Genomic DNA, 21,050 nt, shown 5'->3' with positions numbered 1-21,050 from the left:
AGTATGGCAGAAAAACCCCAGTCGGGAACGTTGTTCGGCGTGCCGTACAACTTTGAACGACCGAGTCTTAAGCGGTTGGTGTCGTCCTATTGGAAGCCAGGCGATGATATGCTGGTGGAGAAGCCGTTCGGGATCGGTTACACCCTGAACCTAGCGAACTGGCGCTCGTGGGTCGTGCTGGCGGTCGCCGGCGTGATGCTGTATCTCGAACGCGGCGGCAGCAGCGAGGAGTTCGAGTCCGAGAGTGAGGACGAACCGGTCGAAGTCGTCGTCGACTGAGACGGGGTGTAGCGAGGGACCGGTACGTGCCTGGCACGGCCGGAAATAATCTACAGCAGTCCGCCTGCGCGGAGTTTCGACGGCTCTTTTATCGCCGGTCGCTGTGTGCCGGTATGCTCAATTTTGTCACAACCAATCCCGGGAAAGTCCGGGAGGCGACCGAGTATCTCGGCGACGACGTCCAGCAGTTCGACTTCGACTACCCGGAGGTGCAAGCCGACGACCTGCGAACGGTCGCGGCCGAGGGAGCGCGAGCAGCCTACCGCGCGGCTGACGGGCCGGTCATCGTCGACGATGCGGGGCTGTTCATCGACGCCTTCGATGGGTTCCCCGGCCCGTACTCCTCGTACGTCGAGGATACTGTCGGCGTGGAACGCGTCTGGCGCATGACCGAACCGGAGGACGACCGCGGTGCAGCGTTCAAAACGGTCATCGCCTACTGTGACGGCGAGGGCTTCGAAGCGACGCCGGACCCGGACGGTATCGACCGCGAGGACCGGCGTGGACAGGACCTGTCGGCTGACGACCGCGGCACGGCGACGACGGACGAGCAGGTCCACGACGGAAGCGCGGCCCAGAGCAGCGAGACAGTCCCGGTCAAACTGTTCGAGGGGCGCGTGAACGGCGAAATCGTCGCCCCGCGCGGCGAGGGCGGGTTCGGCTTCGACCCCATCTTCGAGCACGACGGAACGACGTTCGCGGAGATGAGCACCGAGCAGAAGAACGCGATCTCCCACCGCGGCCGGGCGTTAGCGAAGTTCGCGGAGTGGTACGGTGAGCGGTAGCGAACCGTCCGTCGAGGGATGGGACCCATCCCTCGGAAGTTCCAGCGGCGAGGGACCGACGGCGCTGGAACCCGAAGCGACAACGGTCGCGGAGTGGTACGGTGAGCGGTAGCGACGTACCGGTCGTCGGGACCGGCGGCACCGCCTTGATAACCGGTGCGTCGGCGGGCATCGGTAGAGCGCTGGCACAGGAGTTCGCCGCACGCGGGCACGACGTGGTGCTGGTCGCCCGAAGCAAGGGGAAACTGGAGCGGCTGGCCGAGGACCTCGAAACGAGAGGAGTCACGGCGACCTCTGTCGTGATGGACCTCGACCGCCCGGCGGCCGCTGAAGAGCTGTACGAGGAGGTGCAGGACTGCGGTCTGGACATCGACGTGCTCGTCAACAACGTCGGGGTGGGGACCTACGGCCCGTTCGCCGAAAGCGACCTCGACGCGGAGCGAACGCAGTTGCGCCTGAACGTCATGCTCCCGGTCGAACTGACCCGGCTGTTCATTGACGAGTTCGACGATGGCGGCGCGGTTATCAACATGGGTTCAGTCGCCGGGTTCCAGCCGGGGCCGAACCTCGCTGGCTACTACGCGAGCAAAGCGTACATCAACAGCTTCAGCGAAGCACTGGCCGAGGAATTACGGAAGACATCGGTCGACGTGACGGTGGTCTGTCCCGGCCCGGTCGACACGGAGTTTCAGGAACGAGCGGGAATGACGGACTCGGCGGTCGGGTCGGTCGCCACGAACACGCCCGATGCGGTCGCATCAGCGGCCTACGAGGGGGCCGCCGCTGGCGAGACTATCGTTATCCCGCGCCGGTCGATGCGGCTTATCGACCGATTGGTGAGGGTGACACCGCGCTGGGCCGTCCGGCGCGTTGCAGCGCTGGTCAATCAGGACCGGTAGAGAATCAGTTCCGAGACTGTCATTGGCTTCGCCGCTCATATTCACTCATGTCGATTTTCATTGACTGATTCCTTTTCAATATCCGAGAATTGGACTCGAACCTTATTAAACACTGTAAGAAAAAGGTGCGTATGCTCACAGACCCTATCAGAAAATACAAAGCGGTGATACGTGGATCGCTTGATGTTTTTGGCGTCTCCGGTTCGGTCGAACGGAAGGTGCTCGCAGCCGTCGGTCTGCAGTTTGGCGCTTCGGTCGCGCTGGCAGTTGTCTCGCTTGTTGCCACCGGGACGGTCCGGTTCGTCGTCACTGGCGTGTTGCTCGCTGGCGCTATTGTCGCGTTCGCCAACACGGTGTTCATCACCCGCGAAGACTTCGTCGAACCCGTCACAGCGATGGCCGCGGGTGCGGACCACATCGCGTCCGGCGAACTCGATGTCGAACTGCCCGAGAGCGAGCGCGACGACGAGGTTGCCGAACTGCTCTCGTCGTTTCGGTCGATGCAGTCCTATCTGCTGACAGTGTCTCGGCAGGCCGACGCGCTCTCTCGGCAGGAGTTCGACGCCGATGTTCTCGATGAGGACGTGCCTGGGACGTTCGGACAGTCACTGGAGCAGATGGCCGCCAGTATGGACGAGTACACCACCGAACTCCAGACGATGACCAGCGACCTCGAACGGCGCTCGCAGGCACTCAACGACCTTGTTGTCGCCTTCGGTGACGCTGCCGAACAGGCGAAAGACGGGGACCTGACAGCCACTATCGACGAGGAGTTCGCGGCCGACGACGAGCAGTTTGACGCCGTCGTCGAGAACTACAACGACCTCGTGACGACGCTGGGAGAGACGGTCGCAACCGTCGCCGCGTTCGCAGAGGACGTCGACGAGACGAGCGACCACGTCACCCGGAGCGTCACGGAGATCGATGACGCGAGTGACGAGATCTCCCGGTCGATTCAGGAGATTTCGGCTGGAGCCAGCCAGCAGGCGTCGCGCCACGACGACGTCGCGTCCGAGATGAACACGCTATCTGCCACCGTCGAAGAGATCGCCGCGACCGCCGAAAACGCGGCCGACACCGCCGAGAAGGCGACACGGCGAGGCCGAGAGGGGCGTGCGGACGCCGAGCAGGCGATCGACGAACTCGACGAGATGGAGGCTCGTATCGACGACATCGCCGTTGCGGTCGAGAGTCTGGTCGACCAGATCAGCGAAATCGACGACATCGTGGAGGTCATCACGGACATCGCCGAGCAGACCAACATGCTCGCACTGAATGCCTCGATCGAGGCGGCCCGTGCGGACGGAAGCGGCGACGGATTCGCTGTCGTTGCCGACGAGGTGAAGACACTCGCAGAGGAGACCCACGATGCCGCGACGGATGTGTCGGACCGCATCGAAGCGGTCCAGCACGAGGCCAGCGAAACCGTCAGCAACGTGGAAGCGACAAACCAGCAGGTGACAGACAGTGCCGCGACTATCGAGTCTGCGCTCCGAGACTTCGAGGATATCGTCGACGTGCTCGGCGAAGTCAACGCCTCGATTCAGGAGATATCGGGTGCCACCGCCGAGCAGGCAGAGACCACGCAGGAGGTCGTCGATATGGTCGACGAGGTCGCGGCGGTGAGCGAACAGACCAACGAGGAGTCCGAGGCTGTCGCCGCTGCCACCGAGGAGCAAACAGCGACGATTACCGAAGTGACCACCGAAGTACAGGAGATGGCGGCCCAGACCGATGACCTGCGTGAGGTGCTTGCGGCGTTCGATATCGCCGAGGGCGCTGGACCATCGAGGACAGTCTCGACAGCCACGGTAACGACGGCTGACGACTAAGCAGGGCTACTCGCTACGCGCGTGGATCCCGGTCTGGACCGGGATACTCGCCGTTCTCGACAACGGGGTACAGTGATTCTGGGTCGAACAGGCGAGCGAAAGCGTCCGGCGGTCTGACACTTAGCGACATATGACGGTTGAGCGACGCGCTAGTCTGTGCGCTACGCAGGTCGTCCGCATAGGAAAGCAAGTGCTGTGCGCCGCCCCGGTAGGCCGAGGCCAGCGCGGGATGGTCACCGGCAGGGTGATCTACGATGTCACAGTCGGGCTCAATTCGCGCCCGCCAGTCAGCCGCCAGGGTGTCGTTGGCGAGGTCGGCGATGACGGCGCTAGCATCGTCTAACAGGTGGTCACTCGCAACAAGCGTGACCCATGAGTGCCGACGGATATGGTCGATGGCAGCACGTGCATCGCTGTCTGGTCCACACAGCAGATCGGCGGCGAGGACATCGGCATCAGCGACGACACGCGCCGGCGACGGCTCACGCATCGCTGTCGTCCTCCACCCGATGTTCGTCGAGCGCTGCACAGACAGCGTCGACCGTAGTCTGGTGGTCCGCCGCACGTTCAAACAGCGTCGCCCAGGTCATAGCAGGAGGCAGTGGCTGAACGGGCAAAAAGCCGTGCCGTCTGTCATCCGTCTGTCGCCTGTCTGACGGGCATTTATGCCTACCGGTAGCATTCCACCCGGTACGGGCGCGCTTCCACGGCCCCAGTGGATGTCGGTGACACTGCGTGCCATCCTATCCTCCCCAGGCGCGCCCGGACACCGCGATCCTCCCTTTCATATTCTACTCTCCCCGGCTTTCGTCGAAGACAGCTGGTATCGTCAGTCTGAGAGAAACTGCGACAGAGCGGGCCCGACTTCCAGAGTCTCAGGCGGACGCGTCGCCCCGGAGCGTCGCTCGAATGTCGTCCAGCCCGCCGGGATCAGCCATGATCGCGACACTGTCGCCGGGTTCGATTTTAGTCTGTGGGAGCGGAATCGTCATCGGTTCGTGGTCCGTCCCGTGTGCGTAGATGTGAGCATCGCCGGGAAGGTCCACCTCGACGACCCGCTTTCCGACGAACGGCGAGTCGTCGGGAATGCGGATACTCGCGACCGAAAGCTGTTCGGTCAGGTCGGCGAGGACGTTGAAGTCACCGCCCAGTAGTGCCGTCTTCGCACCAGCCGCGCCCAGTCGCTCGGGGTAGATTATCTCATCCACGTCAGCGGCGTACTTCTCGTAGATCTCCTCGCGGTAGTCGGCGTCGATCCGCAGGACCGTCCGACAGCCGAACTCTTTGCCGATCATGCAGGCAGTGAAGTTCGTGTTCAGGTCGCCCGTGAGACCGCCGATAGCGTCCGCACTTTCGATACCGGCATCGACGAGGACGCTTTCCTCGTTGCCGTCACCCTGGATCGTCTCGAACCCGGTTTCCGTGGCCCGTTCGACCTTCACAGGGTCGTTGTCGACGATAACGACTTCGTGCCCCTCGCTCTGTAGAATCCGTGCGGTCCGGATGCCGACGCGGCCATAGCCAACGATAACGAACTTCATGGACTACGGTACGACGGCCACCATTAAAAATGTGAACGGGTGACAGGGTGGCGCGGGTTAGCCTTCTGTCGTCGCGTTTTCTTCGGTCGCGTTGTCCGTTTCGTCAGTCTCGTTTTCGGTCGGCTCTTCGGTTTCGTCCGCTGGTGGTTCGTCAGTCTCGTCCGCTGGCGGCTCCTCTGTTTCGTCCGCTGGTGGTTCGTCAGTCTCGTTCGCTGGCGGTTCTTCAGTCTCGTTCACTGGCGGCTCTTCGGTCTCGTTCGCTGGTGGTTCTTCAGTCTCGTTCGCGGGTGGCTCCTCAGTTTCGTTCGCCGGCGGTTCTTCGGTCTCGTTTTCGGTCGGCTCCTCGGTCTCGTCCGCTGGCGGCTCCTCGGTCTCGTTTTCGGTCGGCTCTTCAGGCGCGTCGATAGCAGACTCGATGGTGATCTCGGCGAACGCACCGTCGTCGCGCGTGAAGACGCTGTGGGTGTACGTATCCGGCTCGATATCAGTCGTGTCGACGGTGAACGTCACGTCAGTAGATTCGTTCGCGTCGAGGGTCACGGACTCGGAGGCGAGCGGCTGGCCGCCAAGTCGGAACTCGACGGTTTGTGTCGTGTTGAAGTCGTTTGGGTTGGCAACGGTTGCGTCAGCGGTGACGTTATCGCCGGCGGTGGCGTTTGTCGGCGCGTCAAGTGTCTCCAGCGTAAACGAGTCGGAGACGGTAACAGGGGCGACCTGCCCGTCGTCGCTGGTGAAGACACCGTGGCGGTAGTCACCGGGTTCGATGTCTGTCGTGTCCGCGGAGAACTGGACAGTCGTGCTCTCGTTAGGCGCAAGCGTGACCAGCGTCCGGTCGACGACAGCCCCGTCGAACCGGAACGCCACGGATTCAGTCACCGAGGCGTTCTCGTTGTTCGTGACCGTCGCGGCCACATCAGCAGTCGAGTTCGGGGCGACGCTCTGCGGTGCGGTCAGAGAGTCGACAGCGACCCCTGTGTTCCCAGATTGTTCTAACGGCGATTCCTGTTGCGCTGTCACGCCCGGTACAGCCCCAACCTGTGCGGTGAGGCCGCCGACGACGAGCAACGCAGCGAAAACGGCAAGTGTACGAGTGCGTATCATGATTCGGTTCTGCGGTGATCGGAAGGCAATGCGAACGTTGCAACGAATGAGTAACAGATAAACTGGCGAGACAGTTCAACAGAACATAATAACCTGCTAAGCCGTTCCCCTGTTACATCCGGGTCGGTAACGTAAGGATGGCCGACACTTACCCAGTGGTAAATTGTTTTGCTGGTGGTTAAACCCTCGGCAGAGAAGGGCACTAGACGGCCAGAGACGGCTGAAAGCAGCCGTTATTGCGATCAGTACGAATAGCTATCTCACCGCTAGACACACAAACACCCGTCCCAGCGACCCGACCGCACCAGACGATGAGTGCTACCATACCCGTAGCGCCGTCCTTTCGACACCGGTTTACCCGTCGACAGTAGAGGATGCGATGACCATGCGCGTGACGTTTCTCGGGACGAGTGGGGCCGTGCCGACGACCCAGCGCAACACGAGCAGCATCTTCGTCAACCGCGACGGCGACTACCTCCTCTTCGATTGCGGCGAGGGCACACAGCGACAGATGATGCGCTACGGCACTGGCTTCGCTATCGACCACCTGTTCGTCACGCATCTCCACGGCGACCACGTCCTCGGGATTCCGGGGCTGCTCCAGACGTGGGATTTCAACGAACGGGAGCGCGCCATCGCCATCCACACGCCGGCGGGCACACGCGGGAATATCAAACAGCTCATCCAGGCCAACGGGACGACCCCCTCGTTTCCCGTCCGCATCAACGAAGTGTCGGCCGGCGACGTAGTCCTCGACCGGTCGGAGTACGAGATTCGGGCAATCGAGACAGCCCACCGCTGTGCTAGCGTCGGATACGTCCTCGATGAGGACGACCGGAAGGGGAAGTTCGACCGGGAGAAAGCCGAAGAGGAGTTCGGTATCCCGCCAGGGCCGAAGTACTCCAAGCTCCACCGCGGTGAGGCCGTCGAACACGAGGGTGAGACTATCCAGCCGGAGGCCGTCGTCGGTCCAGCCCGTCCCGGCCGGCGATTCGTCTACACCGGCGACACGCTGCCGACAGAGAGCGTCATCGAAGCGAGCGAGGACGCAGACCTCCTCGTCCACGACGCTACCTTCGCCGAGGACCGGAAAGAGCGAGCGAAGGCGACGGCGCACTCAACCGCCCGGGAAGCCGCCGACGTGGCGCGGCAGGCCGGCGCGTCGACGCTGGCACTGACCCATATTTCGACCCGCTACGCCGCGAGCGCCGACGAGCTAGTCGACGAAGCCCGGGACGCGTTCGACGGCGAGGTCGTGCTCGCCGAAGACGGGATGGAGCGCCGTGTCGAGTTCCCGGACGCAGACGAGTACTGATGAGATAGTGCAGCATTTATTCCTCGAAGCGATAACGAAGCCATGACACACAGATTAGTCCACGTCGGTCTGGGGGGCCAGGGGTCCACCTGGGCGACAGACGCGATTCCGCCAAACGTTCACGACGACCGAATCGAGGTCGTCGCCGCGGTCGACACCGACCCGGAACGACACGAGCTGGCAGAGCAAGAACTCGGACTGTCGCCCGAGGAGTGCTACACCGACCTCGAAACCGCGCTCTCGGAGCGGCCGGCCGACATCTGTTCTATCGTGACACCGCCGTCGACCCACGAGGCCGTGGTGGAGACGGCACTCGCCCACGACCTGCATATCATCTCGGAGAAGCCGATTGCCGACACGCTGGAGGCGTCGGTCCGCGTGGCCGAGAAGGTCGAGGAGGCCGGCAAGAAGATGGGCGTCACCATGAGCCACCGGTTCGACCGGGACAAGACGACGTTCCGCCGGGCCGTTGAGGAAGCCGGCGACATCGATTATCTGACGGCCCGGTACACGGGCAATGTCCGCGAACGCGGCTTCTACGCCGACTACGTCTACGAGATGGACAACATGCTCCTGCTCGACGGCGCAATCCACCACCTCGACATCCTCGCGTCGCTGGCCGATTCACCCTGCGAGCGGGTGTACGCCGAGACGTGGACGCCCGAGGAGGCCGACTACGACGGAGACTGCAGCGGCCTCGTGACGCTGCATTTCGCCGACGGGACCCGTGCACAGTACGAGGGCAGTTACGCCAACGCGACGACGCTGAACGGCTGGGGCCACGAGCAGTTCCGCGCCGAGTGCTCGGACCAGACGGTCCTCCTCGACCGCCGCGATGTCGAGCGGTTCCACGCCGACGCGTACGACACCGGGAACTTCGAGAGCATCGGCAAGGGCGACGGCGAGGCGGTGCCGCTGGCCGAACGGCCCCACTGGAAGAACGCCTGGCTCATCGAGCAGTTCTGTGACTGGGTCGATGGCGGCGAGCCGATGCCGACGAACGTCGACAGCGTCCTCCAGTCGATGGCTATCGTCTTCGCCGCCATCGAGAGCAGCGCGACCGGCGAGGCCGTCGACGTGCAGGCGCTGCTCGACGACGCCCGCTCGAACGCCTGAGACGCCCGTCTACCGGCGCTCTTAGGCCGATTCGCCCCTGAAGATGTCGCCACGGGGTTCGTACTCCATCTCTTCACAGACAGCGGTGGCCACGTCCGCGCCCCACTCGCGTTCGACGAGGTGGACAGCGAGGTCCAGCCCGGACGTGACGCCGCCACAGGTCAGAACGTCGTCGTCGTCGACGACCCGGGCGTCGACAACCGTCGCGTCGGTCGCCCGCAGGTCCTCGATTGCGCCGCCATGTGTCACCGCTGGCCGGCCATCGAGCAGGCCGGCCCGGGAGAGGACCATCCCGCCGGTACAGACGCCGGCAACAGTCGCGCCGCGGTTGTGTGCCGCCGCGACGACGTCGGGCAGGTCGCCGCGTTCGGTCTCCGTCCAGACGCCGGCCTCACTCCGGTCGTTCCACCCGCCGCCGGCCACGACGAGCAGGTCCGGGGCCACGTCGGCGAGCGGCCCGTCAGGTTCGATTCGGAGCCCATGGCTCGCAGTGACGATGTCACTCTCTCGGGCTGAACGGAGCGTCACATCCCACGACGCGCCAAAGCGCGCCGCGTTCTCGAACACCTCGTAGGGGCCGATGGCATCCAGTTCGTCGAATCCGTCGAAACAGGCGATTGCAACAGTGTCCATGCCCTCGATACGGCTGACGGCGAGAAATAGCCCGGTGGCTTCAAGCGACTCGGTACCATCCGACAGGCATCCGGAGTGTTCTTTGGGAGCGACGCCGAGCGAATAGGTATGTCCCACCCGTTTCACATCGTCGACGTATTCGCACAGGAGCGATACGCCGGGAACCAGCTCGCCGTCGTGACCGATGCCGGCGACCTCCACGAGGACGAAATGCAGGCCATCGCCGCCGAGATGAACTACTCCGAAACGACGTTTGTTACCGGCGAGCCGACCGACGGTGCGTGGCCGGTCCGCATCTTCACTCCGGCGGCCGAGATACCCTTCGCTGGCCACCCGACGCTCGGGACGGTCCAGGTCATCCGGGATCATCTGGCCGACGGAAATCCCGAAACGGTGACGCTGGACTTGCCTGTCGGCGAGGTCCCGGTCAAAGTGCGAGAGCGCGACGGCCGCGTGACCCTGTGGATGACACAGCAGGCCCCCGAGTTCGGCGAGCAGTTGGCCCACGAGGACCTCGCCGCCGTTCTCGGCCTGCCGGCTGACCGACTTGACCACGACTGGCCGGTCGAAATCGTCTCCACGGGGCTGGCGACGATTGTCGTCCCGGTGGCCGACCGCGACGCGCTGGAAGCCATCGACCTGGACCGCGACGCCTACGACGCCGTGACCGGCGACCGCGACGCAAAGAACGTTCTGGCGGTCTGCCGAGAGCCGCGGAGCGACGACAACGACCTCGCTGTCCGCGTGTTCGCACCGTTCTACAACGTACTGGAGGACCCCGCGACTGGCTCCTCGAACGGCTGTCTGGCCGCGTATCTCGCCCGACACGAGATGCTCGGCAGCCCTGCCGTCGAGGCCCATGTCGAGCAGGGCTACGAGATAGGGCGACCGTCGCTGTTGCATCTCTCGACTGACGGCAGCGGCGAGGATATCAGCGTCCGAGTCGGCGGCAGCGTCGTCGCCGTCGCTCGCGGCGACCTGCTCTAAGTGGCCGTGACAGCCGGGTTTCCGGCACACTCATTTCGCCCCGTCCACAACGCCGCGGCATGGACCTCGCACACACCGCTATCTGCGTCTCAGACCTCGACCGGGCAATGGAGTTCTACGATGCACTGGGCTTCGAGGAGACGAATCGGTTCACGCTAGACGGCGTGGAGAACGTCTATCTCGGCCGGGACGGCGACGGAGACTTGCAACTGCGCCACGACCCCGACCGAACCACCCCGGTCGCGCCGAACCGCGCCGACGTGGACCACATCGCGTTCACCGTCGACGATGTTGCGGAAACCTTCGAGACGGCCATCGACGCCGGCGCTGCGCCGGTGCTCGAACCGACTGAAGTCGACGCCGCCGACGCTTTCGCCGCCTTCGTCGAGGACCCCGAGGGGTACACGCTGGAGTTCTACCACTGGCTCTGAGTAGCGGCGTCCGTACGAACGAGCGGGTGATAGTCACCCGAACAGCGAGCGAGCGCGACTGCGCCACAGCGTTGCCGCCCGGACGGCGACGAGTCGAGCCGATGTGGACACGGCAACGAGGAAGCCGCCGAAACCGACGAGACACGTCACGGCGGCCACGCTGGCAACGACAATCGGGGAGAGGCCGGCACGCGAAAGCCCCGCAACGGCGCCGGTCGTGAGTACAAACGAGACGCCGAGGCCGACGGTGAGGGCTGTTGCTACCATGGGTTCGATCGGAATCCGTCCAAAGACAGACCGGGAGTAGTAAAGGACGTACCCGAAGATGACTAAATTCATCACGGCGTATCCGGCGGCCCCGGCGACGGCTCCGAACTCCGCACCGAGTATCGCTGGGACTGGAACGCTGAACACCAGTCCGTAAAGCTTCGTGCGGAAGCTCACGCTCGGTTTCCCGACACCCTCGATGGCGTGTGAGGTGAGCGTCCAGAAGCCGCGGAGAATGTTCACGCCCCCGACAAGCAAAACTGTCGCCGAGAAGACGGTCTCCGAACCGGCGAAGGCGATTCGCGCAACCACATCGTGGGCGGCCAGCAAGTAGCCGAAAACGACGAAAGTGACACCCGTGCCGCCGGTGACCGCGCCGTCGAGATAGGCGAGGTGCGTGTCGCCAACAGAGGAGTCCCCGCTGACCTTCGTGAGCAGCGGGGAGGAGAGATGCCAGGAAATCGTCGCGCCGAAGTCAGCAAACCGGTCGGCGGCCTCGTAGATACCGACGGCCGCCGGGGTCGCGACGACACCCAGCACGTACACCGGCATGTTGTACGATAGGCGGTCGAAAATCTGGTCCGGGATGCTCCACTTGGCGAAGTCCCAGGCGCGCTCGACAGCGTGTCGGTCCGGTAGGGTCGGGACGACACCCAGCGCGACAGCGACAGGACCGAGCACCGCCAGCCGAACTCCGGCGACGACAAGCAGCAAATCCACAGCGGTCGCCAGTGTCGGGGCCAGCGCCAGCAGGATGATGAGCTGGATAGCGCTCTGCGTACTGGTGAGCCATGTCTCCACGCTCGGGTAGCCGATGGCACCGACCAGGCTCGACACAATCATCGACAGCGCGACCGAAACCGCAAACAGGCCGATGGGGGCGAGCAGCCCCGGCGAAACCACCGTATTTCGGACGATTACGCCGGCCAGCGCGGCCACGATTACACCGACGATGAGGAGATATCCGAGGGCAAACAGCGCGGCGAGGCCGAGATACGGGCCGACGAGTTCGCCCCGTTCGCTGCCGACCTTCTTCAGCGCCTGGCTGATACCCCGAATCGGACGCAGGACCAGCGAGACAGAGAGGGCGATAAAAAAATACGTCCCGGTCGCTGCAGGCGACGTGACGAACGCGTAGACGATGCCGCTGAGAACGAACAGCGTCGTTGATACCAGTGCCCCACTGGTTGTCCGAATCGAGGAATCCAGCAGGTCTATCTCGTCACCGTCGCGCTGTTCGACCATCGAGCAAGTATCAGTACTGGGGGCGGGAAAACGGTGCGGTGGTTCGATGGCGAGAGACACACCAATGTGCCAGAAGCGGGCGCTCCTCGTTCGCAGTCAGTCACAGAAGACGCCCCCTCACGGCTCACTTCGTTCGGCCGTTCCGGGGCTGCGACTCCCGTGCTCAAATCCCAGTTGGCAGCGTTTCAGGACTGCTGGCTCGGTCGTCGCCGTCACTCCTCACTCGCAGTCAGTCGCAGAAAACGTCCGCTCACGGCTCACTTCGTTCACCGTTCCGCGTTTTTGAGGTTCTCACTTCGTTCGAACCTCGCCACGCCAGAACTGGGATTTGAACCCAGAATCCCAAATGGGAACACGCTTTCCAGGCGTGCGCCTTACCAGATTCGGCCATTCTGGCACGTACTTCGAAAGTGTGAGGGCGGGCGATTAAGGGCTTTCGTTTCCGAACAGCCGCGGTTGCATGCGGTATGAGGTGAGCGTCGCCCCAACACCGACAGCTACGGCGACACCAGCTTTGGCCGGTATCGACACCGGTACCCCGGCCAGCAGTTCGTAGCCCTGAATCAGAACCAGAAACGCGAGACCCCCGACGACGCCCCACAGGAGACTGGCCTTCGTTCGCGGGTCCATCAGCGCCCTCCGCTCCGTGCTGTTGTGTCGGCAGATACTGTACGTGCAGGCCATCCCATACACGAAACGGTGGTCGCTGTGGCTAAAACATCGCCGGAATCAGAGCAGGAACGTGACGAGCGCCAGCACGAGGAAGATGACGATGAGGAACTTCGCGACGCGGAAGCTCAGCCCGGCGATGCCACGGAACCCGGCAATCCCAGCGACGACGGCGAGAATCACCAAGACGACCGCGTAGTACAACAGCCCGCCACCGGACTGCAGCGGCACGGTCACAGTCGATGGCGCAGCGAACGGGAGCGCTACCATCCATACCACCGGTTACGGGGATGTCGGGAAAGCTGGAGCGCAGTACTAGTGTGCAGCGATGCCAGTGATGACATACACACCTGTTCTGGCCGTTGCAGCGCCAGTGTTGTGCTTGCGAGGGCGGGGCAGTGTGTAGTGGAACCGGTCGGAGGCGGTCCCGCTGGGTCACTATGGCGCGGGAACTGATACGTCAGGTTCTATTGGCCCAACAGAGCTTTCATATGCAGGCCATCTGGTGCATCGAGCGGAACAGTCAGACGAGCACGTCGACCTCATACCCCTCGTCGGTGAGCGCGTCGATGAGTTCGACGACGTGGTCGTGGCCGCGGGTCTCCAGGTCCAGTTCGACCTCGGCCGAACTCATCGCCACGTCGCGACTGGTCCGGTCGTGCTCGATGCCGTAGATGTTGACCTGCTCGCGTGACAGGACCTCGACGAGCTCTTCCAGCGCGCCGGGCCGGTCCTGAAGGACGGTCCGGATTTTGAGATACCGGCCAGTCTCAACGAGGCCGCGCATGATGACGTTGGTCAGGGTGTTCAGGTCGATGTTCCCGCCACACAGCGCGGGAACGATCGTCTCGTCGTCCTCGAAGTCGAACTTCTCTTCCATGACGGCAGCCAGCGCGACGGCACCCGCGCCCTCGGCAAGCGTTTTCGAGCGCTCTAACAGTGTCGTCAGCGCGACTGCGATTTCCGAGTCCGACACCGTCACGACCTCGTCGACGCGGTCGCTGATGACCTCGAACGTCTGCTCGCCGACAGTGCGGGTGGCGATACCGTCGGCGATAGTTTCGACGCTGTCACGCTCGATGCGGTGGCCCTTCTCCAAGGATTCGGCCACGCTGGACGCTCCCTCGGCCTGCACGCCGATGACGCGGATACGTTCGTCCTTGCCTTTGAGCGCCGTGGCGGTGCCACTGATAAGTCCGCCGCCGCCGATGGGAACGACGACCGTATCAACACCGGGGAGGTCCTCGTAGATCTCCAGTCCGATGGTCCCCTGCCCTGCCATCACTTTTTCGTCGTCGAACGCATGGACGTATGTCCGGCCCTCCTCGCGTTCGAGTTCGTGGGCGTGTTCGGCGGCCGCGTCGTAGTCCCGACCGTGAAGGACCACGTTACCGCCGTAGCTCCGGGTGGCCTTCACTTTCGATACCGGGGCCCGCTCCGGCATCACAATCTTCGAGTCGACGCCGATTCGCGTGGCGGCCAGCGCGACCCCCTGAGCGTGGTTGCCGGCGCTCGCTGTGACGACGCCAGCCTCCCGTTCAGCATCTGAAAGCGACGCGATACGGTTGGTCGCACCCCGTATCTTGAACGACCCCGTACGCTGGAACAGTTCGAGTTTGAGATGGATATCCGCGCCCGTCATCGCCGAAAACGTGTGCGAGTAAGCAAGCGGTGTGTGTCTGGCCGTCTCGGAGACGGTGTCCTGTGCCGCGAGGACATCCTCAAATGAGAGCATGGGAGTGGCTATTCACCGGACCATGTTATACTGTGGGCCGACTATGCGGTCGCGACGGCTGGGACAGTCGCAACTATCCGGGTAATGTCTTGAAACGGAAAGGGGGGAGCGTGTGACTGCACGCGGGAGAACGAACGCGATTGACTTAAATCCCGTCGTAGCGCGGTGAAAGTGAAAGTTCAAGACAGCAGTCGGATACAGTTGCACACCGCTACTGCTCGTCCCATGAGGTGGAGTTCGCTAGCCGGACAGAACTGTTTTACACTCGGTATCCCAGAAAGTAGTAGATGGATACCTGGCTGCGACGGACGCTGCTGTATATCGTCGCGCTTGGCGGCATCATTCTGGGGTATGCGTTCGCATACGACTACGGAATGGCAGTGTTCGAAAACAACCCGCAACCGTTCCTGCGGTCGCTTCGTGTCGTGGTCGAAACGTTCACTACGACCGGGTACGGCTCGGACGCGCCGTGGAGCACCACGGAGATGCGGCTGCTCGTCATCGTGATGGACATCACCGGCGTCGTGCTCATCTTTCTCGCGTTGCCGGTGTTGCTGTTTCCGCTGTTCGAAGAGGCGATGGCGACGAAGGCCCCGAACACCGTCGAAAACGGCCTCAGCGACCACGTCGTCATCTGTCAGTTCTCCCCCCGCGGTGAGACGCTCGTCACCGAACTCGACACCTGGGACGTTGACTACGTCATCGTCGAACCGGACCGGGACCTGGCCAACGACCTCTATGAAGACGGGTACTACGTCATCCACGCCGACCCACAGTCCGTCGATGGACTCGAACGAGCCCATCTGTCGTCCGCTCGCGCACTCGTCGCTGACGCCTCCGACCAGGTGAACACCAGCATCATCCTCACCGCCCGCGAGGTCGACGAGTCCGTTCAGACTATCAGCGTCGTCAAGGAGCCCGACCGCGCGAAGTATCACGACCTCGCCGGCGCCGACGCCGTCCTGTCGCCGCGTGGACTGCTCGGTGAGAGCCTCGCGAGCAAGGTCACGACCGGCGTCTCGACGACGCTCGGGGACTCAATAGAAATCGGCGAGGACTTCGACATCGCCGAACTGCCGATCCACCGCGGAAGCGACCTCGTCGGAACGACGCTGGCCGACAGCGGCATCCGCGAGCAGACCGGCGTCAACGTCATCGGCGCGTGGTTCCGCGGCCAGTTCGTGAGTCCACCCGACCCCGACGCTGAACTCGACGGCAGTACGGTCCTACTGGTGTCGGGGACCGAGTCCCAACTGGAGCAGCTCAAGCAGATGACCCTCTCCAGCGTGCGTGGCTTCCGCCGCGGGGAAACGGTTATCATCGGTGCTGGCGAGGTCGGCCAGACGATTACGTCGGCGCTTACGAACGCCGGAGTGCCGCATACGGTGCTCGACCAGGCTGACGAGCCGGGGGTCGACGTTGTCGGCGACGCCACAGATCCCGAAGAGCTACGTCACGCTGGTGTCGGCACAGCCAGGACGGTTATTCTCGCCCTGTCAGCGGACACCGATACCGAGTTCGCGACGCTTGTTATCCGTGATCTCAACCCGGACGTTGAAATCATTGCCCGCGCCGAGGAAAGCGAGAACGTCCAGAAGATGTACCGGGCAGGCGCTGACTACGTCCTCGCGCTGTCGACAGTCAGTGGCCGGATGCTCGCCTCCACAATTCTCGAAGACGAGGACGTTATCTCGATGGACCAGCAAGTCGAAGTCATCCGCGTCGCCGCTAACGGCCTCGGAAATACGACGATCGGCGAGGCCGATGTCCGCTCACGGACGGGCTGTACGGTCGTCGCCATCGAACGCGACGGCGCTGTCATCACCGACCTCAGTCCTGGCGTGACTATTGAACCGACTGATAAGCTCGTCATCGCCGGCACCGACGACGGCGTGACGCGGTTCAAGTCGGTGTTTGGCTAGCCACCTTTTTCGGCCTCGGGTGCGCTTCGCGCACCCCTCGGCGCAAAAACGTGGTCTTGCTGAGCGGAGCAAAGCAAGGCTCGAAAGACGAGCCTCGCGAGTCTTTCGGTGGCGAAAAAGGCCGAACGCTCGCTACGCTCGCGTTCGGTGAACCGCTCACTCCGTTCGCGGACAGTCACTACGCGTCCGTTACCGCAGAGTTCGATATTGGAGAGACTCGACAGGAGAAGGATTCTATACTGACTCCGGGCACCGGTGGCGTCGCCGCCGGATACTGGCCGCCCTGCCCTTCCCCGGTTCGCGCGATGGAACGCGCTCACGGCCATCAGTAATCCACTCTTCAGACGAACAGTAACGGTAGCGGGCCTATCGCTCGTCCAGCGGCACGAACTCCGTCTCGTCGGTGTTCTTGCCGACGTACCGGGCACGGGGGCGAATCAGGCGGTTGTCTTCGATGTACTCGAAGACGTGGGCGACCCAGCCACCGACGCGGGACATCGCGAAGATGGGGGTGTAGATGTCGATGGGGATGCCCATCTGGTAGTACGTCGACGCCGAGTAGAAGTCGACGTTGGGGGCCAGCCCTTTCTCTTCCATGAGGTAGTCCTCGATGGTGGTCGACATCTCGTACCACTTGAGCGTCCCGGCGGCCTCGCCGAGTTCCTTCGAGCGCTCGCCGAGAATCTTCGCCCGCGGGTCCTTGACGTTGTAGACGCGGTGGCCGAAGCCGGAGACGCGGCGGCCCTCGTCGAGGGCGTTTTTGACCCAGTCGAGCGGGTCGGATTCGGCGTCGTCAACCTCCTTTAGCATCTCCATCACGTCCTGATTCGCCCCGCCGTGGAGCGGTCCCTTCAGCGTCCCGATAGCGGAGGTGACCGCACTGTGAACGTCCGACAGCGTCGACGCCGTCGTGATAGCCGAGAACGTCGAAGCGTTGAGGCCGTGGTCGGCGTGGAGCACGAGCGCCTGGTCGAACACGTCGGCGAGCACGTCGTCTGGCTCCTCACCATTGAGCATGTAGAGGAAATTCGCCGCGTGGTCAAGGTCGTCGTGGGGCTCGACAGGCTCCTTGCCGTCGCGGATGCGGGTGAATGCCGCGATGATCGTCGGGATTTTGGCCGTGATCCGTCGCCCAGTTTCGAGATTGACCATCTCGTCGGTCGGTTCGGCGTCCTCGGGCGCAGGGTCGAACGCAGAGAGCATCGACACCGCAGTCCGGAGCGCTGCCATCGGGTTCTCGTCTGCTTCGGCGAGCTGTCGCACAGTCGAGATGACGTCGTCGTCCACACCGCGTGCGTCCACCATCGCCTGCTTGAACTCGGAGAGTTCGTCCCGGTTCGGCAGGTGGCCGTGCCAGAGCAGGTACAGCACCTCTTCATAGCTGGCACCCTTCGCGAGGTCCTCGATGGTGTACCCCCGATACACGAGTTTGCCAGCGTCGCCGTCGATAACGCTGAGTTCGGACTCGGCGACGATGACACCCTCGAGTCCCTTCTTGAGGTCGTCGGACATACGCAATCAGTTCCCTACCTTCCGGGAAAAACATTTTCTTTCTGAGCGTGTGTGGCACAATGTCAGAGAATAGTTATTGGACGACTGTCCAGCAGCTTCCCGTCAAATCCGGGGCGGTGTTCCAACACATCACCCATAGTAGTGTGCAAACGGCCAGTCACGCCCCATATCGGGGCGCGCTATCTCGCCCCACAGTGAGGAACGTTTTTGCTCGGGGCCATCGAATCGGCGGCTATGGACCCGACAGGGACGGTCGAGTACGAACCGGTCAGCGTCAAGCAGGTGCTGGCCGAGATGAAAGACACCGCCGAGTTGCTCATTGACCTCTCGTACTCGGCTGTCCTGCTGGGTAGCGACGACGTGGCTGCGGAGGTGCTGGAATTAGAGGAGAAAATGGACGTGCTCCAGTTGCGCGCACGCATGAGCCTCCTGATGGCCTGCCGGTCGACGGCGGACGCAGAATCGCTCGCCCCGGTTCTGGGAATGGTTGGGGCCGCGGAGAAAATCAGCGACGCCGCTGGCGACATCGCCAAAATAGTGCTAGAGGACATCGGCCTGCCGGATACAATGCGGGCGGCCCTGCCCGAGGCTGTCGAGACGCTCGTGCGGGCGACAATCAGTTCTGAATCCGTGCTGGCCGGCGAGACACTGGGCGGTCTGAACCTCGAAACCGAGACGGGTGTCCGCGCGCTGGCGATTCGTCGGCAGGGGAACTGGTTGCTCAACCCCGAGCGGGAAACGCGCCTCGAAGCGGGCGACGTGGTGCTGTTCCGGGGACCGGAGGACGGTATCGCCGAGGTGTATCAGGACGCGACGGGCGAGGTGTACGAACCGCCGGAGCCGCCGGAAGGAGGCGTCCGCGACCTCGAACGAGCCGTTGACTCCATCGTCCTGATGAAAGACATGGGCGAGTTGGCCGTCGACCTGGCCTATGGTGCAGTCCTGTTCGACAGCACGGAGGTCGCCGAGGAAGTCGTCGAACTCGAAGCCGAGGTCGACGCGCTGCAGTCCCGGTTCGAGGCCTGGACGCTCCGGGCTGCCGCCGACATCGACGACCCCGTCTCCCTGCGAGGGCTTGTCCATCTGGCCCGGTCGACTGAGGTCATCTCTGACGCCGCACTGGAGATGAGCGAAGGCGTCCTGCGGGGGCTATCGACGCATCCGGTCGTCGCCGAGGCCGTACAGGAGTCCGACGAGGTCATCGTCCGGACCACAGTGTACCCCGACAGCGACCTTGCGGGAACGACCATCGGCGACGCGGAGGTCAAGACAGCGACAGGCATGCGAATCATCGCGATACGGCGCGGCGCCGGGGAGAGCGAGCGGACCGGACGCGAGGGGGGTGACTGGGTCGTTTCGCCCGGCCCGGAAACACAGATTCAGACGGGCGATGTACTCATCGCGAAGGGGACTCGAACCGGCGGCGACCGGCTTACGGACCTGACAAAGAGCGCATAGCGTTATCTACTGTCTGGCGAGTCGAACGGCCGAGACGGCCGTAAACAGCGCTGTCAGCAGCCCGCCCAGCGATGTCGCGAGGACGAACGCCAGCGCCACGTAGAATCCAATCGGTCGCTGGGCTCCCGGCAGGACGAACAGGGCGAACAGCCCCGCCGTGAACAGGCCAGCGAGCACGAAGCCGATTTTCGCGTTGCGTGGGACGTTCAGCGCCGCGACCATCGCCGCTTTGCCGCTCTGTGGCTCGGACTGGGACATACCGACTGGTAGGGTCGGCGGCCCCAAGATGCCGTCGGTCCGGCGCAACTGTTGGCGAAATCCGAACCAGTAAAGGCTCCCAAGGCAAACGTGAGAACAATGGTTACTTTCGGTACGGCGACCGCCGCCCCCGGTGAAAAAGACACGGGGCGGCTGGAGGTCGGTGAGACCCGCGACGGGTCGACGTTCGGGCTACCGGTCGCCGTCGTCAACGGTATCGACGACGGACGGACGCTCTACATCCAGGCGGCCAGCGACGGTGACGAACTGAACGGTGTCGGCGTCATCCAGCGGACGCTCCCACAGCTCGACCCGATGGAGCTATCGGGGACGATTCTGGTCTGTGGCGTCGTCAACTACCACGCGTTTCAGGTCGCCGAGCACCGCAACCCGGTCGACGACACGAAGATGAATCGGGCGTATCCGGGCGACAAAACAGGGACATCGAGCGAGCGCATCGCCGCGGCGACGTTTAACGCCGCCATCAGCGCCGATTACGTGCTCGACCTGCATCAGGGCTCAACCTCGCAGATGATCGACGAGGTGCGGGTCCGGTGTGGCACCCGCCATCGCCTCCACGAGGAGTGTCTCGAACTCGCCAAAGTGTTCGGCTGTGGCTACATCCTCGACCAGAAAGGCCCCGACGGACAGCTGGCCCGCGCTGCCCCGGACGAGGGCGTGCCAACAATCGACCCCGAACTCGGCGGCTGTGTCGGCTGGGACGAGGACTCCATCCAACGGGGCGTCGACGGCGTCTTCAACGTCCTGCACCACTACGGCTTCCTCGATGGCCACTACGACACGCGCCCGCAGACCCGCGCTACCGGGTTCGAACAGTATGGCTCTCCAGTCGGCGGCCTCATCGATTTCAAGCCCGACCTCGGTGACCGCGTCGCCCGTGGCGAGACGCTGTTTGAAGTGACCGACGTGTTCGGCGATCCGAAGGCCGAAATCACTGCCGACTCCAGTGGCGTATTCTGGCGTGCGCGCCGGCTCCCACAGGTCGCAACGGGTGAGTACGTCTGCTCGGTCGGGACGAACATCGATACCTACTGAGAACCACTT

At 63.4% G+C, this 21,050-nt stretch carries 22 protein-coding genes and 1 tRNA gene; 12 read left to right on the top strand and 11 right to left on the bottom strand.

All coding sequences use genetic code 11. The features are described 5' to 3' along the window. The first annotated feature begins 3 nt into the window (after positions 1 to 3). From BDK61_RS03060 to BDK61_RS03045, 5 genes are all read left to right on the top strand, one after another. Positions 4 to 279, top strand: coding sequence for a DUF5808 domain-containing protein (locus BDK61_RS03060; RefSeq protein ID WP_004959391.1), 276 nt, complete (start codon positions 4 to 6; stop codon positions 277 to 279). A 113-nt stretch (positions 280 to 392) separates the two neighbouring features. Then, complete coding sequence (locus BDK61_RS03055) at positions 393 to 1,064, top strand: non-canonical purine NTP pyrophosphatase (protein WP_121302270.1); 672 nt, start codon at positions 393 to 395, stop codon at positions 1,062 to 1,064. Beyond that, on the top strand, positions 1,054 to 1,176 hold the full coding sequence (locus tag BDK61_RS24115; protein ID WP_269764278.1) for a hypothetical protein: 123 nt from the start codon (positions 1,054 to 1,056) through the stop codon (positions 1,174 to 1,176). Before BDK61_RS03055 ends, BDK61_RS24115 begins: the two co-directional genes overlap by 11 nt. After that, positions 1,166 to 1,963: an SDR family NAD(P)-dependent oxidoreductase gene (locus tag BDK61_RS03050; RefSeq protein ID WP_121302269.1), complete on the top strand. Its 798-nt coding sequence runs from the start codon at positions 1,166 to 1,168 to the stop codon at positions 1,961 to 1,963. Before BDK61_RS24115 ends, BDK61_RS03050 begins: the two co-directional genes overlap by 11 nt. Before the next feature lie 131 nt (positions 1,964 to 2,094). Beyond that, positions 2,095 to 3,795: a methyl-accepting chemotaxis protein gene (locus BDK61_RS03045; RefSeq protein WP_121302268.1), complete on the top strand. Its 1,701-nt coding sequence runs from the start codon at positions 2,095 to 2,097 to the stop codon at positions 3,793 to 3,795. Between the two features lie 13 nt (positions 3,796 to 3,808). Here the strand turns inward: BDK61_RS03045 and BDK61_RS03040 are convergent, their stop codons facing one another. From BDK61_RS03040 to BDK61_RS03030, 3 genes are all read right to left on the bottom strand, one after another. Continuing rightward, complete coding sequence (locus BDK61_RS03040; protein WP_121302267.1) at positions 3,809 to 4,285, bottom strand: PIN domain-containing protein; 477 nt, start codon at positions 4,283 to 4,285, stop codon at positions 3,809 to 3,811. Positions 4,286 to 4,670: 385 nt separating this feature from the next. Continuing rightward, positions 4,671 to 5,336: a potassium channel family protein gene (locus tag BDK61_RS03035; RefSeq protein ID WP_004959408.1), complete on the bottom strand. Its 666-nt coding sequence runs from the start codon at positions 5,334 to 5,336 to the stop codon at positions 4,671 to 4,673. Between the two features lie 57 nt (positions 5,337 to 5,393). Continuing rightward, positions 5,394 to 6,437 (bottom strand): hypothetical protein, encoded by a 1,044-nt coding sequence (locus BDK61_RS03030; RefSeq protein WP_121302266.1) that lies wholly within the window; start codon positions 6,435 to 6,437, stop codon positions 5,394 to 5,396. Between the two features lie 379 nt (positions 6,438 to 6,816). Here BDK61_RS03030 and rnz point away from each other — a divergent pair, with 379 nt between their 5' ends. Next, a complete protein-coding gene (gene rnz, locus BDK61_RS03025; RefSeq protein ID WP_004959414.1) occupies positions 6,817 to 7,752 on the top strand; it encodes a ribonuclease Z in 936 nt (311 codons plus the stop codon). Between the two features lie 42 nt (positions 7,753 to 7,794). Further along, positions 7,795 to 8,868 carry a Gfo/Idh/MocA family protein gene (locus tag BDK61_RS03020; RefSeq protein WP_004959417.1) on the top strand — a complete coding sequence of 358 codons (1,074 nt, stop codon included), beginning with the start codon at positions 7,795 to 7,797 and terminating at the stop codon, positions 8,866 to 8,868. 21 nt (positions 8,869 to 8,889) lie between these two features. Here the strand turns inward: BDK61_RS03020 and BDK61_RS03015 are convergent, their stop codons facing one another. Beyond that, positions 8,890 to 9,618: a DJ-1/PfpI family protein gene (locus tag BDK61_RS03015; protein WP_121303890.1), complete on the bottom strand. Its 729-nt coding sequence runs from the start codon at positions 9,616 to 9,618 to the stop codon at positions 8,890 to 8,892. Here BDK61_RS03015 and BDK61_RS03010 point away from each other — a divergent pair. Both BDK61_RS03010 and BDK61_RS03005 read left to right on the top strand, forming a co-directional pair. Further along, positions 9,610 to 10,488 carry a PhzF family phenazine biosynthesis protein gene (locus tag BDK61_RS03010; RefSeq protein WP_121303889.1) on the top strand — a complete coding sequence of 293 codons (879 nt, stop codon included), beginning with the start codon at positions 9,610 to 9,612 and terminating at the stop codon, positions 10,486 to 10,488. The two genes, BDK61_RS03015 and BDK61_RS03010, sit on opposite strands and share 9 nt — an antisense overlap. 59 nt (positions 10,489 to 10,547) lie before the next feature. Next, complete coding sequence (locus BDK61_RS03005) at positions 10,548 to 10,919, top strand: VOC family protein (RefSeq protein WP_004959424.1); 372 nt, start codon at positions 10,548 to 10,550, stop codon at positions 10,917 to 10,919. A gap of 33 nt (positions 10,920 to 10,952) precedes the next feature. On the opposite strand, the gene BDK61_RS03000 is transcribed toward BDK61_RS03005, so the two are convergent. The 5 genes from BDK61_RS03000 to ilvA form a co-directional block, all read right to left on the bottom strand. After that, complete coding sequence (locus BDK61_RS03000; protein WP_121302265.1) at positions 10,953 to 12,431, bottom strand: polysaccharide biosynthesis protein; 1,479 nt, start codon at positions 12,429 to 12,431, stop codon at positions 10,953 to 10,955. Positions 12,432 to 12,744: 313 nt separating this feature from the next. After that, positions 12,745 to 12,828, bottom strand: a tRNA-Ser gene (locus BDK61_RS02995). 29 nt (positions 12,829 to 12,857) lie between these two features. After that, on the bottom strand, positions 12,858 to 13,061 hold the full coding sequence (locus BDK61_RS02990; protein ID WP_004959429.1) for a hypothetical protein: 204 nt from the start codon (positions 13,059 to 13,061) through the stop codon (positions 12,858 to 12,860). Between the two features lie 99 nt (positions 13,062 to 13,160). After that, a complete protein-coding gene (locus BDK61_RS02985) occupies positions 13,161 to 13,370 on the bottom strand; it encodes a DUF1328 family protein (protein ID WP_011224268.1) in 210 nt (69 codons plus the stop codon). Between the two features lie 253 nt (positions 13,371 to 13,623). Beyond that, complete coding sequence (gene ilvA, locus BDK61_RS02980) at positions 13,624 to 14,835, bottom strand: threonine ammonia-lyase (RefSeq protein ID WP_121302264.1); 1,212 nt, start codon at positions 14,833 to 14,835, stop codon at positions 13,624 to 13,626. A gap of 287 nt (positions 14,836 to 15,122) precedes the next feature. On the opposite strand from ilvA, the gene BDK61_RS02975 reads away from it, so the two are divergent. After that, positions 15,123 to 16,757: a potassium channel family protein gene (locus BDK61_RS02975; protein WP_004959437.1), complete on the top strand. Its 1,635-nt coding sequence runs from the start codon at positions 15,123 to 15,125 to the stop codon at positions 16,755 to 16,757. A gap of 366 nt (positions 16,758 to 17,123) precedes the next feature. On the opposite strand, the gene citZ is transcribed toward BDK61_RS02975, so the two are convergent. Next, a complete protein-coding gene (gene citZ, locus BDK61_RS02965) occupies positions 17,124 to 18,269 on the bottom strand; it encodes a citrate synthase (RefSeq protein ID WP_007189458.1) in 1,146 nt (381 codons plus the stop codon). Positions 18,270 to 18,503: 234 nt separating this feature from the next. Here citZ and BDK61_RS02960 point away from each other — a divergent pair, with 234 nt between their 5' ends. Further along, on the top strand, positions 18,504 to 19,727 hold the full coding sequence (locus tag BDK61_RS02960; RefSeq protein ID WP_121302262.1) for a potassium channel family protein: 1,224 nt from the start codon (positions 18,504 to 18,506) through the stop codon (positions 19,725 to 19,727). Between the two features lie 6 nt (positions 19,728 to 19,733). Here BDK61_RS02960 and BDK61_RS02955 read toward each other — a convergent pair whose 3' ends face one another. Continuing rightward, entirely contained in the window at positions 19,734 to 19,985 is a 252-nt protein-coding gene (locus BDK61_RS02955; protein WP_420834401.1) for a DUF7536 family protein, read from the bottom strand. A 99-nt stretch (positions 19,986 to 20,084) separates the two neighbouring features. Here BDK61_RS02955 and BDK61_RS02950 point away from each other — a divergent pair, with 99 nt between their 5' ends. Then, entirely contained in the window at positions 20,085 to 21,041 is a 957-nt protein-coding gene (locus BDK61_RS02950; RefSeq protein WP_004959449.1) for a succinylglutamate desuccinylase/aspartoacylase family protein, read from the top strand. Positions 21,042 to 21,050: the final 9 nt, after the last annotated feature.

Source organism: Haloarcula quadrata (genome assembly GCF_003634715.1).
GTDB lineage: Archaea > Halobacteriota > Halobacteria > Halobacteriales > Haloarculaceae > Haloarcula > Haloarcula marismortui.
This window is presented reverse-complemented; position numbering and strand designations above follow the sequence as displayed.